The sequence below is a fragment of the Bacillus sp. FSL K6-1560 genome (assembly GCF_038592935.1).
Lineage (GTDB): Bacteria > Bacillota > Bacilli > Bacillales > Bacillaceae > Bacillus > Bacillus subtilis.
Genome location: NZ_CP151946.1, coordinates 663115 through 679372 on the forward strand (window position 1 = coordinate 663115; position 16258 = coordinate 679372).

The 16258-nt window shown below is 45.6% G+C and carries 13 protein-coding genes; 11 read left to right on the forward strand and 2 right to left on the reverse strand.

The annotated features are described in order from the left end of the window. Positions 1 to 36: 36 nt before the first annotated feature. Positions 37 to 1380 (forward strand): amino acid permease, encoded by a 1344-nt coding sequence (locus tag NYE22_RS03500; RefSeq protein WP_003228313.1) that lies wholly within the window; start codon positions 37 to 39, stop codon positions 1378 to 1380. Between the two features lie 40 nt (positions 1381 to 1420). Here the strand turns inward: NYE22_RS03500 and NYE22_RS03505 are convergent, their stop codons facing one another. Continuing rightward, positions 1421 to 2338: a DMT family transporter gene (locus tag NYE22_RS03505; protein ID WP_029946021.1), complete on the reverse strand. Its 918-nt coding sequence runs from the start codon at positions 2336 to 2338 to the stop codon at positions 1421 to 1423. A gap of 99 nt (positions 2339 to 2437) precedes the next feature. On the opposite strand from NYE22_RS03505, the gene NYE22_RS03510 reads away from it, so the two are divergent. Together NYE22_RS03510 and NYE22_RS03515 are read left to right on the forward strand one after the other, a co-directional pair. Beyond that, a complete protein-coding gene (locus tag NYE22_RS03510; protein WP_003228316.1) occupies positions 2438 to 3316 on the forward strand; it encodes a LysR family transcriptional regulator in 879 nt (292 codons plus the stop codon). Between the two features lie 156 nt (positions 3317 to 3472). Continuing rightward, positions 3473 to 4483 (forward strand): MsnO8 family LLM class oxidoreductase, encoded by a 1011-nt coding sequence (locus NYE22_RS03515; protein WP_003228318.1) that lies wholly within the window; start codon positions 3473 to 3475, stop codon positions 4481 to 4483. A 48-nt stretch (positions 4484 to 4531) separates the two neighbouring features. Here NYE22_RS03515 and araR read toward each other — a convergent pair whose 3' ends face one another. After that, positions 4532 to 5620 carry an arabinose utilization transcriptional regulator AraR gene (araR, locus tag NYE22_RS03520; RefSeq protein ID WP_015483709.1) on the reverse strand — a complete coding sequence of 363 codons (1089 nt, stop codon included), beginning with the start codon at positions 5618 to 5620 and terminating at the stop codon, positions 4532 to 4534. Between the two features lie 203 nt (positions 5621 to 5823). Between araR and araE the strand changes: the two genes are divergently transcribed. The 8 genes from araE to NYE22_RS03560 all read left to right on the forward strand — a co-directional run bounded on the left by araE (position 5824) and on the right by NYE22_RS03560 (position 16194). Continuing rightward, on the forward strand, positions 5824 to 7218 hold the full coding sequence (gene araE / locus NYE22_RS03525) for an arabinose-proton symporter AraE (RefSeq protein WP_342412298.1): 1395 nt from the start codon (positions 5824 to 5826) through the stop codon (positions 7216 to 7218). A 297-nt stretch (positions 7219 to 7515) separates the two neighbouring features. Further along, complete coding sequence (cggR, locus tag NYE22_RS03530; RefSeq protein ID WP_017695173.1) at positions 7516 to 8538, forward strand: gapA transcriptional regulator CggR; 1023 nt, start codon at positions 7516 to 7518, stop codon at positions 8536 to 8538. Positions 8539 to 8584: 46 nt separating this feature from the next. After that, complete coding sequence (gap, locus tag NYE22_RS03535; RefSeq protein ID WP_003219957.1) at positions 8585 to 9592, forward strand: type I glyceraldehyde-3-phosphate dehydrogenase; 1008 nt, start codon at positions 8585 to 8587, stop codon at positions 9590 to 9592. Positions 9593 to 9908: 316 nt separating this feature from the next. Next, positions 9909 to 11093: a phosphoglycerate kinase gene (locus NYE22_RS03540; protein ID WP_003243051.1), complete on the forward strand. Its 1185-nt coding sequence runs from the start codon at positions 9909 to 9911 to the stop codon at positions 11091 to 11093. A 30-nt stretch (positions 11094 to 11123) separates the two neighbouring features. Further along, positions 11124 to 11885, forward strand: coding sequence for a triose-phosphate isomerase (tpiA, locus tag NYE22_RS03545; RefSeq protein ID WP_003243394.1), 762 nt, complete (start codon positions 11124 to 11126; stop codon positions 11883 to 11885). Next, entirely contained in the window at positions 11878 to 13413 is a 1536-nt protein-coding gene (gene gpmI, locus NYE22_RS03550; RefSeq protein WP_003228330.1) for a 2,3-bisphosphoglycerate-independent phosphoglycerate mutase, read from the forward strand. Before tpiA ends, gpmI begins: the two co-directional genes overlap by 8 nt. A gap of 29 nt (positions 13414 to 13442) precedes the next feature. After that, complete coding sequence (eno, locus tag NYE22_RS03555; protein WP_342412299.1) at positions 13443 to 14735, forward strand: phosphopyruvate hydratase; 1293 nt, start codon at positions 13443 to 13445, stop codon at positions 14733 to 14735. 181 nt (positions 14736 to 14916) lie between these two features. Further along, a complete protein-coding gene (locus NYE22_RS03560) occupies positions 14917 to 16194 on the forward strand; it encodes a M20/M25/M40 family metallo-hydrolase (RefSeq protein WP_077671070.1) in 1278 nt (425 codons plus the stop codon). Positions 16195 to 16258: the final 64 nt, after the last annotated feature.

Sequence of the window (16258 nt, forward strand, 5' to 3'; positions counted from 1 at the left end):
TTTGTTTTTGAAAACGAGAAGGAGAGGTAGAAGAGGATGAAAAACGACAATCAAACGTTAAAACGCACGATGACGTCCCGCCATATTATGATGATGGCGCTGGGCGGAGCAATCGGCGCAGGTTTATTTAAGGGGAGCAGCTCAGCGATCGATGTGGCAGGGCCATCTGTCATTATCGCATATCTGCTCGGCGGGATTATTTTGCTGTTTATTATGCAGGGGCTGGCGGAAATGGCTGTTCGAAATCGTAACGCCAGAACCTTCCGTGATCTTGTCCAGCAGGTATTGGGAAATTACGCCGCTTACTTTTTGGACTGGATCTACTGGAAAATGTGGGTGCTTAACATTGCGGCTGAAGCTGTTGTAGCTGCGATTTTCATTCAATATTGGCTGCCGGGCTGCCCGATCTGGGTGTTGGCATTAGGAATTTCTCTTATCGTCACGATTGTAAACTTGCTTTCTGTTAAAATCTTCGCCGAAACTGAATATTGGCTGGCAATGATCAAGATTACCGTTATTATTATCTTTATTATTCTGGGATTGCTGCTCTTATTTGTATCATTCGGTGATCATACAGCATCCGGATTTTCCAACCTGACAGACCACGGCGGATTTTTCCCGCACGGCGGCACAGGGCTGATCACGGCGATGCTTGTCGTCATCTACTCTTACGGCGGTACAGAAATTATCGGTGTAACGCTTGCAGAGACAAAAAATCCGGAAAAGGTTGTCCCGAAAGCTGTCCGCAGCACACTGACACGGATTGTCGCGTTTTACCTGCTGCCGTTTTTCATCATCGTCAGCCTGATTCCATGGAACCAAGTCAATTCCGTTCCGGAAAGTCCTTTCGTGATGGTCTTTAAAATGGTAGGCATTCCGGGCGCGGATCATATCATGAATGCAGTCATCCTGCTGGCGATCATTTCTTCTATGAATTCAGGTTTATACGGATCATCACGCATTTTGTATACACAGGCAAGTGACGGAAGGCTTCCAAAGGTCTTCTCGAAGCTTTCATCGAAAAACGTACCGATGTTTGCGATTCTGATGTGCACTTCTTCTCTCTATATTGGCGTATTGATTTCTCTGTTCGCAGGAAGCCAAACATTTAATTATTTAATGGGATCATTGGGATATACCGTTTTATTCATTTGGCTGATCATCGGATTCGCTCATTTAAAATCGAGAAAACAGCAAACGGAAACACCGGCCTATTATGTAAAATGGTTCCCGTACACGACATGGTTTGCGATTGTGGCATTACTCGCCATTCTGATCGGGGTCATCATGACAACATCAATTGTCATTACCGGCATTACTGCGGCGATCTACCTTTTGATTACAGTTGCATATTTGGTCAAAGGACGCAAGCATCAGTAAATAAGAAACCCTCTTGCCGCATCCGGCAAGAGGGTTTTTATTATTGTGCAGCTTTCTCGTTTATACCAATCGCCGCAGCTTTCTGCGCTTTTGATTTTGTATTCACGAGACAGATGCTCGTGACAATCAGCAGCAGCCCTGCCAAGAGGCTAAGGGTGAGCGGTTCATGCAGGAAAATGGAGCTGGCCACGATTGATATGAGCGGAATCAAAAAAGTATAAGATGCGACCTTGCTTGCTTCGCCTGAACCGACAAGCGTAAAAAAGACAAGCCAGCCGAGCGCGATAACGAATACGGAGATGAACAGCAGGCTCGTGATAAACGGAGCTGTCCATTGGATCGCCGAAAAGCTTTCTGTCCAAAAGCCGGAGATAAGCAGAAACACGCTTCCGATCGTCAGCTGCAGAGCGACCATCCAGATGGAATCGACGCGGCTGCCTGTTTTTTTCATATATACCGTCCCGAGCGCCCAGCTGATGGCGGAGCCGAGAGCCAGCAGAACCCCAATGACAGAAATATGCCCGCCAAAGCCCGCAGCACTAATGACGGCTACTCCCGCAAAACCGAGGATGAGCCCGATCACTTTCATTACAAACATGGATTCGCCGAGCCACAGCCAAGAAAATACACCCATCAGAACAGGCTGGAAGAAGACGATTGCAGAAAACAGGCCGGCCGGAAGATAATTCAGCCCGATCGTTTGCAGGCCGTAGAATAACGTAATATTTAAAAGAGCAGAAACAAGATAAATCGGCCACGTTTCTTTTAAGCGTAATTTATGAATACGCGGCAGTGCGACAATGACTAATAAAAGCCCGCCGATCAGCGTTCGGATGCCCGCGAACAATAATGGCGGAGAATAGGCGAGCGCGGCTTTGGACAGCGGCCAATTGACGCCCCACATGATGACGAGAAATGCGAGCAGGAGAGCTGTCCGCGTTTTTGAGAGCTGCTTCATTGTTCATTCACTCCTTGTAGAACTTTTCCATCATATGATACGGTAGAACATAAGATAAATAAAATGAATCTTTTTTATAAGGAGCATAAGTAAATTGTTATGACCATTACACAATTAAAGGTTTTTGTGAAAATAGCTGAAACGGGAAGCTTTACAAAAGCGGGTCAGGCGCTGAACATGACACAGCCGGCTGTCAGCCATGCGATTTCTGCTATCGAAGCTGAGCTTGATGTAAAGCTGATCATTCGTGACCGCCGCAATGGCCTGATGCTGACGGATACGGGAAAACAGATCTTAGTACACATTAGAGAAGTCTTAAAAGGCATTGAAAAAGTTGAGCAGGTAGCAGCAGCGGAAAAAGGGCTTGAACTGGGAACGATCCATATCGGCACATTCTCAACTGCCTCGGCTTATTTTATGCCGAAGCTGATCAGTGAATTTAAACAAAAATATCCAAAACTTGAGCTCGTGCTGCACGAGGGAACTGTAAATGAAGTCAAGGAGTGGCTTCATACGCGGATGATAGATGTCGGCATTCTTCTGTATCCAACAGAGGAGATGGAGTACATCCATTTGAAAAAAGACAAAATGGCTGTCGTGCTCAGGGACGATCACCCGCTTGCCAGTCATTCGGCCATTACGCTGAAAGATCTTGACCATGAACCGATGATCGTCTGTGACGGAGGCTATGAATCACCATTTGTCGATATGTTCAGGCAGGCGGGCGCTACGCTGCACCCAGCTTTCACGGTCTATAACATCAACACCTCGATCAGTATGATCAGAGAAGGACTGGGCCTGGCCATTTTATCAGAAATGTCCATGTCGGGGATGCCGCTTCCGGAGCATGTGGTGACCCGGGAATTGGACCCGCAGGTATACCGTGATGTGCAGCTTGCTGTTCCGTCGCTAAAGGAGGCTTCTCTGGCGGCTAAGCTCTTTATTGAGATGGCTAAGGAGCTGTTTGGAGCAGAATAGCGGGCCAAACCGTTCGTTTTACATTGTTCGAATTTCATCGAATCAAATTCTTTTATTCCTGAATGCAGTTGTGTTATGGTGTGATAGAAGTTCTTTCAATCATGACCTGACAGCTTTGGGCTGTTTACTGATAACACATTTGCAAAGGAGAACAATATGTCTAACAACCAACGCAAAGATACCTTGCTTTCTGTCTTGAATTTATCTCCGGTTGTTCAGGGAGGAACGATTGCAGAATCATTCCGAAACAGCATGGACTTGGCGCGCCGGGCAGAGGAATGGGGCTATCACCGTTACTGGCTTGCTGAACATCATAATATAGAAGGTGTTGCAAGCTCCGCCACTGCAGTTTTGATTGGCCATATTGCCGGAGGCACGAAGAAAATCCGCGTCGGTTCCGGCGGCATTATGCTCCCGAACCACTCTTCATTAGTCATTGCTGAACAATTCGGCACACTGGAAACACTGTATCCCGGGCGGATAGATCTGGGGCTTGGACGTGCGCCGGGAACAGACCAATTGACAGCCAGAGCGCTCCGCAGAAACATCAACAGCGGGGAGGATTTTCCAGAACAATTAGAGGAACTGCGCAATTATTTTAAACCGTCAGGAAATGTGCGCAATCAAGTTCGCGCCATTCCCGGAGAGGGCATAGATGTGCCGATTTGGCTGCTGGGCTCAAGCGGCTTCAGCGCCCGTCTGGCTGGTGAACTAGGTCTTCCGTTTGCCTTTGCCGCTCATTTCTCACCGGCGAATACGGTTCCTGCATTGGAGCTTTACCGCAATTCTTTCACGCCGTCAGACGTGCTCGACGAACCGTATGCGATGGTCGGTGTCACCATTATCGCGGCAGATACAAACGAGAAAGCGCAGCACCTTGCGACTTCGCATTATCAAAGGTTTCTTGATCTTGTCCGCGGTACGCCGAACCAGCTTAAACCGCCTGTTGAGGATATGGATCAAATCTGGAGCCCGTATGAAAAAGCGATGGTCAATGAGCAGCTGAGCTCCACGATTGTCGGAGGTCCGGAAGAAGTGAAGGCGAAGCTTGAAGATTTCGTCAAAACGACACAGGCTGACGAAATTATGGTTAACTCAGAAACCTTTGAACACGCAGACAGAATGCGTTCGTTTGAAATCATCGCTGACGTTTGGAAAAACAGATAACAGCTATAAAAAAAGCAATGTAGCGGGGAGACCCATACATTGCTTTTTTTATTCATTCAGTTTTCGTGCGGACTGGCGAATGATCAACTCAGGCTCAAATATGACATCCTCTTGCTTCGGCTTTTTATGCTCTAAGCAGTCAATGACATATTTGGCGGCTGCTTTTCCAAGCACTGATTTCGGATGTTTGACAGAGGTTAGTTTCACTTCTGAGATTTGGGCGAAATGTGAATCATCATACCCGACGATAGACATATCTTCCGGCACTTTAAGATCCATCTCCCTCAGCATATCAATCACCTTCAGCGCAATTTCATCGTTATAACAAAAAATGGCTGTCGGCATGTGCTTGCTGTTTTTCTCCAGTGTGGCTTTTACTTTCTCCAGAAGTTTTGATTCTTTTTCTTCCGTTGTAAATGTCACGATCATATCCGGAGAAGGAAACAACTCACGCTCCCGGTGCGCCTGTATAAATCCGTTCATCCGTTTCACGCCTTGTGTGTCATCAGCTTTAAAAATACCCATCATATGCGTGTGGCCGAGAGAAAGCAAATGCTCCGCCGCCATCATCCCGCCTTTCACATCATCCAAGGTAAAACTTGGCGCGGCAAGCTCGGCATATGACGCGTTAATCATCGCAAAAGGAATGCCGTTTTTCTCCAAGTTCAGATAATAGCCGATGTTTGGGGTTTGAAGGGCGCTTTTTGTCGGTTCTACGATGAGTCCGTCAATATGCTGGGACAGCAGGTTTTCTAAGCCTCTTCTTTCATTGTCCGGGTTGTTGTTTGTGCTTGTCAAAAGCATAGAATACCCCTGCTCGCTTAAATAGGACTCGATTCCTCTGATGATGCTCGGGAAAATATAGTCTGATATGTAGGTTGTCAAAACACCGATCGTTTTATTGGAATGCAGCGCTGACTTAGCAGAGCGTGAAGCGACAAAGGTGCCTCCGCCTTGCACGCTGTACAGCAGACCTTGTGATACGAGGTCTCCGATCGCTTTGCGGATGGTATGCCGGCTGACGCCGAATTGCTGCATTAATTCGTTTTCGGTAGGGATTTTTTGATCGGGCAGTATTTTGCCTTGGTTAATCCATGAACTGATTTCTTCTTTTACTTGCGCGTATTTTGGTAACATATCCATTCCTCCAAAATGTATACGGACAAATTTCAGTATATCACAGCGTTCTTTGTAAGAAAACATTGACAGAAAATGCAAACAAGATTATTCTATATTTGTACGTACTAATTAAATGTAATTTTCGTTAAATTTTAATATAAGTACGTACAATTGAAGGTTTAAATGAAAACGCTTTACTCAACATTCGGGAGGGCAGGGAAATGAAGAATACTCCAACTCAATTAGAACCAAATGTTCCTGTAACAAGAAGCCATTCAATGGGATTTGTCATTTTGATCTCATGTGCGGCGGGGCTTGGCGGCTTATTGTATGGCTATGACACGGCAGTGATTTCTGGCGCTATCGGTTTTCTGAAAGATTTATACAGCCTGAGTCCGTTTATGGAGGGACTTGTCATTTCAAGCATTATGATCGGAGGAGTTGTGGGCGTCGGGATATCCGGATTTTTAAGTGACAGATTCGGCCGGAGAAAAATTTTAATGACAGCCGCTTTGTTATTTGCGATATCAGCAATCGTTTCAGCACTTTCTCAAGACGTGTCCACCTTAATCATTGCAAGGATTATCGGGGGGCTGGGAATCGGAATGGGCTCATCGCTCTCTGTTACGTATATTACAGAAGCGGCACCGCCCGCCATACGCGGAAGTTTATCTTCCTTATATCAGCTCTTTACGATACTGGGTATTTCCGCAACATACTTTATTAATCTAGCTGTGCAGCGGTCCGGAACATACGAATGGGGCGTGCACACCGGCTGGAGATGGATGCTTGCTTATGGAATGGTGCCGTCCGTCATCTTTTTCCTTGTCCTGCTCGTCGTCCCGGAAAGTCCGAGATGGCTGGCGAAAGCGGGTAAAACAAATGAAGCTTTAAAGGTCCTGACACGTATTAATGGAGAAACTGTTGCAAAAGAAGAATTAAAGAACATTGAGAACTCTTTAAAAATAGAACAAATGGGGTCGCTCTCCCAGCTGTTTAAGCCGGGGCTCAGAAAGGCGCTTGTCATTGGAATCCTGCTGGCGCTGTTTAACCAAGTCATTGGCATGAACGCGATTACTTACTACGGGCCGGAAATCTTTAAAATGATGGGATTCGGGCAAAACGCCGGATTTGTGACGACTTGTATCGTCGGGGTTGTAGAAGTCATCTTTACCGTTATTGCGGTATTGCTGATTGATAAAGTCGGACGAAAAAAACTGATGTCCATCGGTTCTGCTTTTATGGCTATTTTTATGATTTTAATCGGGACGTCGTTTTACTTTGAGTTAACAAGTGGGATCATGATGATCGTCCTTATATTAGGTTTTGTCGCTGCTTTCTGTGTCTCGGTCGGACCGATCACATGGATTATGATTTCTGAAATCTTCCCGAACCATCTGCGTGCGCGGGCCGCGGGCATTGCGACCATCTTTTTATGGGGAGCAAACTGGGCGATCGGACAGTTTGTGCCAATGATGATCGATTCTTTCGGGCTCGCCTATACATTTTGGATCTTTGCGGTGATTAACATCTTTTGTTTCCTGTTTGTCGTTACGATCTGTCCGGAAACGAAGAACAAATCGCTCGAGGAAATTGAAAAGCTTTGGATAAAATGAAAACGCTTTAATGAAACAGCCCTTTCTACGGGAAGGGCTGTTTATATTGGGATGCACCATTTGGCGCTTTCTGTATAAGATAAAGATATATAGGATAAAATATTGCTGGATAAAACGACGCGGCATGAAAACTCTGCGAATATTGTCGATGAATTGGCTCTTAACAGTTGAATAAACAATTCCACCCTGTTAAAATAATTAAAGAAAGCAGAAATGATTTTTTTTGGCTATGACGGGACGTTTTTTGTCATAGCGGGACATATAATGTCCAGCAAAAAAGGAAGGAACGTTTGAGTCATGAACCAGTTAATACAAGCTCAAAAAAAATTATTGCCTGATCTTCTGCTCGTTATGCAAAAGAGGTTTGAAATCTTGCAGTATATCAGGCTGACAGAACCCATCGGGCGAAGAAGCCTGTCTGCCAGTCTCGAAATCAGCGAGCGTGTGCTGAGGGGCGAGGTTCAGTTTTTAAAGGAACAGAACCTGGTCGATATTAAGACAAACGGCATGACATTGACAGAAGAGGGCTATGAACTGCTTTCTGTTTTGGAAGATACGATGAAAGATGTTTTAGGTTTGACTCTTTTGGAAAAGACATTAAAAGAACGTTTAAATCTAAAGGATGCCATTATCGTATCTGGAGACAGCGATCAATCCCCATGGGTCAAAAAAGAAATGGGAAGAGCGGCTGTCGCATGTATGAAAAAAAGATTTTCAGGCAAAAATATCGTCGCTGTAACTGGCGGTACGACAATTGAAGCTGTCGCCGAAATGATGACGCCGGATTCTAAAAACCGCGAGCTTTTGTTTGTGCCTGCAAGAGGCGGTTTAGGCGAAGACGTGAAAAACCAGGCGAACACCATATGCGCGCATATGGCGGAGAAGGCTTCAGGCACTTACCGGCTTTTGTTTGTTCCGGGACAGCTGTCACAAGGCGCCTATTCATCTATTATTGAAGAGCCTTCTGTCAAAGAGGTGCTGAACACCATTAAATCAGCGAGTATGCTGGTTCACGGAATCGGCGAAGCTAAAACTATGGCTCAGCGCAGAAACACGCCTTTAGAAGACTTAAAGAAAATAGATGATAACGACGCGGTGACAGAAGCGTTCGGCTACTATTTTAACGCGGACGGCGAAGTGGTTCACAAAGTGCATTCTGTCGGAATGCAGCTGGATGACATAGACGCCATTCCCGATATTATTGCGGTAGCGGGCGGATCATCAAAAGCCGAAGCGATCGAGGCTTACTTTAAAAAGCCGCGCAACACGGTTCTCGTCACAGACGAAGGAGCCGCAAAGAAGTTATTAAGGGATGAATAATCCCTCAATATAAATATCTCTCACTTATTTAAAGGAGGAAACAATCATGGCAGTAAAAGTCGGTATTAACGGTTTTGGTCGTATTGGACGTAACGTATTCCGCGCAGCATTAAACAATCCTGAAGTTGAGGTAGTAGCGGTTAACGATTTAACAGATGCTAACATGCTGGCTCACCTTTTACAATATGATTCTGTACACGGAAAATTAGACGCTGAAGTTTCAGTTGACGGTAACAACCTTGTTGTTAACGGCAAAACAATTGAAGTTTCTGCAGAACGCGATCCTGCTAAACTTAGCTGGGGTAAACAAGGCGTTGAAATCGTAGTTGAATCTACTGGTTTCTTCACAAAACGCGCAGACGCTGCGAAACACTTAGAAGCTGGCGCGAAAAAAGTAATCATCTCTGCTCCTGCTAACGAAGAAGATATCACAATCGTTATGGGTGTTAACGAAGATAAATACGATGCGGCTAACCACGATGTTATCTCTAACGCATCTTGCACAACAAACTGCCTTGCGCCGTTTGCAAAAGTACTTAACGATAAATTCGGCATCAAACGCGGTATGATGACAACTGTTCACTCTTACACAAACGATCAGCAAATCCTTGATCTTCCGCACAAAGACTACCGTCGTGCGCGTGCAGCAGCTGAAAACATCATCCCAACATCAACTGGTGCTGCTAAAGCAGTTTCTCTAGTTCTTCCTGAACTAAAAGGCAAACTGAACGGTGGAGCAATGCGTGTTCCAACTCCAAACGTTTCTCTAGTTGACTTGGTTGCTGAACTGAACCAAGAAGTAACAGCTGAAGAAGTAAACGCAGCTCTTAAAGAAGCGGCTGAAGGCGACCTTAAAGGAATCCTTGGCTACAGCGAAGAGCCATTAGTTTCTGGCGACTACAACGGAAACAAAAACTCTTCTACAATCGATGCTCTTTCTACAATGGTTATGGAAGGCAGCATGGTAAAAGTAATCTCTTGGTACGATAACGAAAGCGGCTACTCTAACCGCGTTGTTGACCTTGCAGCTTACATCGCAAAAAAAGGTCTTTAATTTATAGCTGAAAAAGGACCTGACTTGGTTCTTTCGAATAGAAGCGCTATAATGAAAGCGGACAAGGGAAGGGGACGGACTCCCTTTCCCTTTTTCCATGAAGACCGGCTTTCAGAAAACGCTCTGTGATAGAGAAACGACCGCATTTTAAGCAGCTTTGCCGGCGCTTTCGCCTAAGGCCGCTGCCCTGGCTTTTAGACGAACTGCCCTGTGCCGAAAAAGACTGCGATCTGCCCTAGCGGAGTTATCGCTTGAACAGACGGTTTCACGTTTTTCGTGCTGTATGCAAACCATTTTGAAGGAGGATCTCCTAGGCATGAATAAAAAAACTCTCAAAGACATCGACGTAAAAGGCAAAGTTGTATTCTGCCGCGTTGACTTTAACGTTCCAATGAAAGACGGGGAAGTAACAGACGATACACGTATCCGTGCTGCGCTTCCAACAATCAAACACCTTGCAGACCAAGGCGCAAAAGTCCTTCTTGCGAGCCACTTAGGCCGCCCGAAAGGCGAAGTGGTTGAGGAGCTTCGTTTAACTCCTGTCGCTGCACGTCTCGGCGAACTGCTTGGCAAAGAAGTGAAAAAAGCGGATGAAGCATACGGCGATGCTGTAAAAGCACAAATTTCCGAGATGAAGGACGGAGACGTTCTTGTATTGGAAAACGTACGTTTCTATCCTGGTGAAGAGAAAAATGACCCTGAGCTTGCAAAAGCATTTGCTGAGCTTGCAGATGTATATGTAAATGACGCATTCGGTGCTGCCCACCGTGCTCACGCATCTACAGCTGGAATTGCCGAGCATCTGCCAGCAGTTGCAGGTTTCTTAATGGAAAAAGAGCTTGATGTACTTGGAAAAGCGGTTTCCAATCCTGACCGCCCGTTCACAGCGATCATCGGCGGAGCGAAAGTAAAAGACAAAATCGGTGTAATCGAAAGTCTTCTTGATAAAGTAGACAACCTGATCATCGGCGGAGGTCTTGCTTATACTTTCGTAAAAGCGCTTGGCTATGAAGTCGGTAAATCTCTTCTTGAAGAGGATAAAATCGAGCTTGCGAAATCATTTATGGACCGCGCTAAAGAAAAAGGCGTTAACTTCTACATGCCTGAAGATGTACTCGTTGCAGATGATTTCTCTAACGATGCAAACGTGAAAATTGTGCCGATCTCTGAAATCCCTAGTGATTTAGAAGCAATCGACATTGGTACGAAAACACGCGAAACGTATGCTGACGTCATCAAAAACAGCAAACTTGTCGTGTGGAACGGACCAATGGGTGTATTCGAAATCGACTTGTTCGCTCAAGGAACAAAAGCGGTTGCGGAAGCATTGGCAGAGGCGAAAGATACATACTCTGTCATCGGCGGAGGAGACTCTGCGGCAGCGGTTGAAAAATTCGGCCTTGCTGACAAAATGAGCCACATCTCAACAGGCGGCGGCGCATCCCTTGAGTTTATGGAAGGCAAAGAGCTTCCAGGGGTAGCTGCACTGAACGATAAATAATCTCAAAACTGCTATAAGGAAGTGGAACAGATGAGAAAACCAATTATCGCTGGTAACTGGAAAATGAACAAAACACTCGGCGAAGCTGTCAGCTTCGTTGAAGAAGTGAAATCTTCCATTCCAGCAGCAGACAAAGCTGAAGCTGTTGTTTGCGCGCCAGCGCTTTTCTTAGAAAAGCTTGCTTCTGCTGTTAAAGGCACTGACCTAAAAGTCGGCGCTCAAAACATGCACTTCGAAGAAAGCGGCGCGTTCACAGGCGAAATCAGCCCGGTTGCTCTGAAAGACCTTGGCGTTGACTACTGCGTCATCGGCCACTCTGAGCGCCGTGAAATGTTCGCTGAAACTGATGAAACAGTTAACAAAAAAGCACACGCAGCTTTCAAACACGGCATTGTGCCGATCATCTGTGTAGGTGAAACGCTTGAAGAGCGTGAAGCCGGCAAAACAAATGATCTTGTTGCTGACCAAGTGAAAAAAGGCCTTGCTGGTCTTTCTGAAGAACAAGTTGCTGCTTCTGTTATTGCGTATGAGCCAATCTGGGCAATCGGAACAGGCAAATCTTCTACAGCGAAAGATGCGAATGACGTGTGTGCGCATATCCGTAAAACCGTCGCTGAAAGCTTCAGCCAAGAAGCTGCAGACAAGCTTCGCATCCAATATGGCGGAAGCGTAAAGCCTGCAAACATTAAAGAATATATGGCAGAGTCCGATATTGACGGTGCTTTGGTCGGCGGCGCGAGCCTTGAGCCACAGTCATTCGTTCAATTATTGGAGGAAGGTCAATATGAGTAAAAAACCAGCTGCACTCATCATTCTTGATGGGTTCGGATTACGTAACGAAACAGTAGGGAACGCAGTCGCTTTAGCGAAAAAACCGAATTTTGACCGCTATTGGAACCAGTATCCTCATCAAACATTGACTGCTTCAGGCGAGGCTGTAGGTCTTCCTGAAGGGCAAATGGGGAACTCCGAAGTAGGTCACTTAAATATCGGTGCGGGACGTATTGTGTACCAAAGCTTAACACGCGTAAATGTTGCCATTCGCGAAGGAGAGTTCGAACGCAATCAAACCTTCCTTGACGCGATCAGCAACGCGAAAGAAAACAACAAAGCCTTGCACCTGTTCGGTCTTTTATCTGACGGAGGCGTGCACAGCCATATCAACCATTTATTCGCACTGTTAAAGCTTGCGAAAAAAGAAGGGCTGACAAAGGTTTATATCCATGGCTTCCTTGACGGTCGTGATGTAGGTCCGCAGACAGCGAAAACGTACATCAACCAGTTGAACGATCAAATCAAGGAAATCGGTGTAGGTGAAATCGCCAGCATTTCCGGACGTTACTACTCTATGGACCGCGACAAACGCTGGGACCGTGTAGAAAAAGCGTACCGCGCAATGGCGTACGGCGAAGGCCCATCTTACCGCAGCGCCCTGGATGTTGTTGATGATTCATATGCAAATGGTATCTACGATGAATTCGTGATTCCATCTGTCATCACAAAAGAAAACGGTGAACCTGTTGCGAAAATCCAAGACGGCGATTCTGTGATTTTCTATAATTTCAGACCGGACCGCGCCATCCAGATTTCCAACACGTTCACAAACAAAGACTTCCGTGACTTCGACCGCGGCGAGAATTATCCAAAGAACCTGTATTTCGTCTGCCTGACTCACTTCAGTGAAACAGTTGACGGCTATGTAGCGTTTAAACCGATAAATCTTGATAACACAGTCGGAGAAGTATTATCTCAGCACGGGTTAAAACAGCTTCGAATTGCAGAAACTGAAAAGTATCCGCACGTCACGTTCTTTATGAGCGGCGGCCGTGAAGCTGAATTCCCGGGTGAAGAGCGTATTCTCATCAACTCGCCTAAAGTTGCAACGTATGACTTGAAGCCTGAAATGAGTGCGTATGAAGTGAAAGACGCGCTTGTCAAAGAAATTGAAGCTGACAAGCATGACGCGATCATTCTTAACTTCGCAAACCCTGATATGGTCGGCCACTCCGGAATGGTTGAACCAACAATTAAAGCAATTGAAGCAGTGGACGAATGTTTGGGCGAAGTCGTTGACGCGATTCTTGCTAAAGGCGGACATGCCATCATTACCGCTGATCACGGTAATGCTGACATTCTGATTACAGAATCAGGCGAACCGCACACTGCGCATACAACAAACCCAGTCCCTGTGATTGTAACGAAAGAAGGCATTACGCTGCGTGAAGGCGGAATCCTAGGCGACCTTGCACCAACGTTATTAGACCTTCTTGGTGTTGAAAAACCGAAAGAAATGACAGGAACATCTTTAATTCAAAAATAATTTGAAAATCAAAAGGAGAGACAAAACTCATGCCATACATTGTTGATGTTTATGCACGCGAAGTATTAGACTCCCGCGGCAACCCAACAGTTGAAGTTGAAGTATATACAGAAACAGGAGCTTTCGGCCGCGCATTAGTGCCAAGCGGAGCTTCTACAGGTGAATACGAAGCGGTTGAGCTTCGTGACGGCGACAAAGACCGTTACCTTGGAAAAGGCGTGTTAACAGCTGTTAACAACGTAAACGAAATCATTGCTCCAGAGCTTCTTGGCTTTGATGTAACTGAACAAAACGCAATCGATCAGCTTTTAATCGAGCTTGACGGTACTGAAAACAAAGGCAAACTTGGTGCGAACGCAATCCTTGGCGTATCTATGGCTTGTGCGCGTGCTGCTGCTGATTTCTTACAGATTCCTCTTTACCAATACCTTGGAGGATTCAACTCAAAAACGCTTCCTGTACCGATGATGAACATCGTAAATGGCGGAGAGCATGCTGATAACAACGTGGATATTCAAGAATTCATGATCATGCCTGTAGGTGCTCCTAACTTCCGTGAAGCACTTCGCATGGGTGCTCAAATCTTCCACAGCCTGAGATCAGTATTAAGCGCAAAAGGCTTAAACACTGCTGTAGGTGACGAAGGCGGATTCGCTCCAAACCTTGGTTCTAACGAAGAAGCACTTCAAACAATCGTTGAAGCAATCGAAAAAGCCGGCTTCAAACCTGGCGAAGAAGTTAAACTTGCTATGGATGCTGCATCTTCTGAGTTCTACAACAAAGAAGACGGCAAATACCATCTGTCTGGCGAAGGCGTTGTGAAAACATCTGCTGAAATGGTTGACTGGTATGAAGAGCTTGTTTCTAAATACCCAATCATCTCTATCGAAGACGGACTTGATGAAAACGACTGGGAAGGCCACAAGCTTCTTACTGAGCGTCTTGGCAAAAAAGTTCAGCTTGTTGGTGACGACCTCTTCGTTACAAACACGAAAAAACTTTCTGAAGGTATTAAAAACGGCGTAGGCAACTCTATCCTGATCAAAGTAAACCAAATCGGTACATTGACTGAAACATTCGATGCGATCGAAATGGCGAAACGCGCAGGCTACACAGCTGTTATCTCTCACCGTTCTGGTGAAACTGAAGACAGCACAATCGCTGACATCGCTGTGGCAACAAACGCAGGACAAATCAAAACAGGTGCTCCGTCTCGTACGGACCGTGTTGCGAAATACAACCAGCTTCTTCGCATCGAAGATCAGTTGGCTGAAACTGCTCAATACCACGGTATCAACTCTTTCTACAACTTAAACAAGTAATAAAAAGACCGCCGAGATAAGTCTCGGCGGCTTTTTTATGCAAACTTTCCTAGCCTCAGCTTTTATTCTCCGCCTATCTCATTACCTCGATTTGGTAACTAATGTTCATTTTGTTGCATTTTAAAGGAATCAAGACAGCAAAACCGAAAAGAAAGGGGTGAATAAGAGGAGGAATGTAAAAATGAAAATGATTTTGATGTCAGCGGCACTGGCTGGAAGCGTCATATGGGGATCTTCAGCTGTACAGGTGAACGGGATACAGTCTCATTCTATTTCTGAGATGGCTCCGTTGTTTGATGAGGAGCATGCATATGAAACCATTCATGAACTGAGTGAGGTCATAGGTCCGAGAGAAACAGGGACAGAGAAAGAAAAAGAAGCAGCGTCATACATATCGAAACGGATTCAAGATGAGGGATTAGCTGTTCGCATTCAGCCATTTCATGTGAAAACATATTATTCTGGTTCAGTAATGGCAGGCGATCATGAATATCCAATACGATCAGCGGATAAGAGCGCTGTGGAAAATGAAGAGAGAGTGGAGGGTGCGGTCTTAGACGGAGGCTATGGGCTCAATCTTGATGAAAAAGAAGCCAAGGGGAAAATCGCCGTTATGAGAGAGGGAAAAATATCAGTATCTCAGAAATTAAAAAACGCCCAAGATGCCGGCGCAAAGGCTGTCATTATTTATAACAGCAAGACAAAGCCTCTCGCTATCCGACCGGTAAAACCAAAACATATCACGGTACCGGCTGCCGGAATGAAAAAAGAAGACGGGGAAGCTTTACTGAAAGAAAAGCAGGCTGTCATTCAATTTAAAAACTATCGAAACCGCACTTCACAAAACATAATAGGGACACGCAAAGCGCAGCACACAAAACACCCGGATATTCTTTATGTAACTGCGCATTATGACACAGTTAAAGATGCACCTGGGGCTGATGATAATGCATCAGGCACATCCGCCGTATTAGAGATGATTGAGCAAAGCAAGTACCTTCCCAAAAACAAAGAAATCCGTTTTATCTTTTTCGGAGCTGAAGAGCTGTGGTCAGCGGGTTCCTCATATTATGTCAGTACGCTTACCTCGGATGAAATCAAACACAGCCGTGCAAACTTTAATGCTGATATGATTGCGACTGACTGGAAAGACGCAAGCCAAATGTATATAACGACCCCGGATGGCAAGAAAAATGCAAGTGTCAATTATGCGGTGAATGCTGCCCAGAGAGCAAAGCTTAAAGCACCTCGTCTCACACAGCTGGGATACTCTGATCACGTGTCATTTTATGAAGCGGGCATACCTTCGGCTAATTGGATTTGGCTCAGTCCGGATACGCAAGAGCCTGGGCCATGGTATCACACCGAAAAAGACAACATCGCACATATCAGCAAAGAAAGATTGAACGAAGCGGGACAGCTCTTGTTATCTGCTGTACAAGAGGCAAATATAGATTAAAAAAACAGGCCTCGGCCTGTTTTTAAAATTTTCTATATATTCTTTCAAATAGAGGAAATATTCT

Bases quoted from the DNA above. Each gene is read 5' to 3' on its own strand.
- NYE22_RS03500 (WP_003228313.1), top strand. From the start codon at position 37: ATGAAAAACGACAATCAAACGTTAAAACGCACGATGACGTCCCGCCAT.
- NYE22_RS03505 (WP_029946021.1), bottom strand. From the start codon at position 2,338: ATGAAGCAGCTCTCAAAAACGCGGACAGCTCTCCTGCTCGCATTTCTC.
- NYE22_RS03510 (WP_003228316.1), top strand. From the start codon at position 2,438: ATGACCATTACACAATTAAAGGTTTTTGTGAAAATAGCTGAAACGGGA.
- NYE22_RS03515 (WP_003228318.1), top strand. From the start codon at position 3,473: ATGTCTAACAACCAACGCAAAGATACCTTGCTTTCTGTCTTGAATTTA.
- araR (WP_015483709.1), bottom strand. From the start codon at position 5,620: ATGTTACCAAAATACGCGCAAGTAAAAGAAGAAATCAGTTCATGGATT.
- araE (WP_342412298.1), top strand. From the start codon at position 5,824: ATGAAGAATACTCCAACTCAATTAGAACCAAATGTTCCTGTAACAAGA.
- cggR (WP_017695173.1), top strand. From the start codon at position 7,516: ATGAACCAGTTAATACAAGCTCAAAAAAAATTATTGCCTGATCTTCTG.
- gap (WP_003219957.1), top strand. From the start codon at position 8,585: ATGGCAGTAAAAGTCGGTATTAACGGTTTTGGTCGTATTGGACGTAAC.
- NYE22_RS03540 (WP_003243051.1), top strand. From the start codon at position 9,909: ATGAATAAAAAAACTCTCAAAGACATCGACGTAAAAGGCAAAGTTGTA.
- tpiA (WP_003243394.1), top strand. From the start codon at position 11,124: ATGAGAAAACCAATTATCGCTGGTAACTGGAAAATGAACAAAACACTC.
- gpmI (WP_003228330.1), top strand. From the start codon at position 11,878: ATGAGTAAAAAACCAGCTGCACTCATCATTCTTGATGGGTTCGGATTA.
- eno (WP_342412299.1), top strand. From the start codon at position 13,443: ATGCCATACATTGTTGATGTTTATGCACGCGAAGTATTAGACTCCCGC.
- NYE22_RS03560 (WP_077671070.1), top strand. From the start codon at position 14,917: ATGAAAATGATTTTGATGTCAGCGGCACTGGCTGGAAGCGTCATATGG.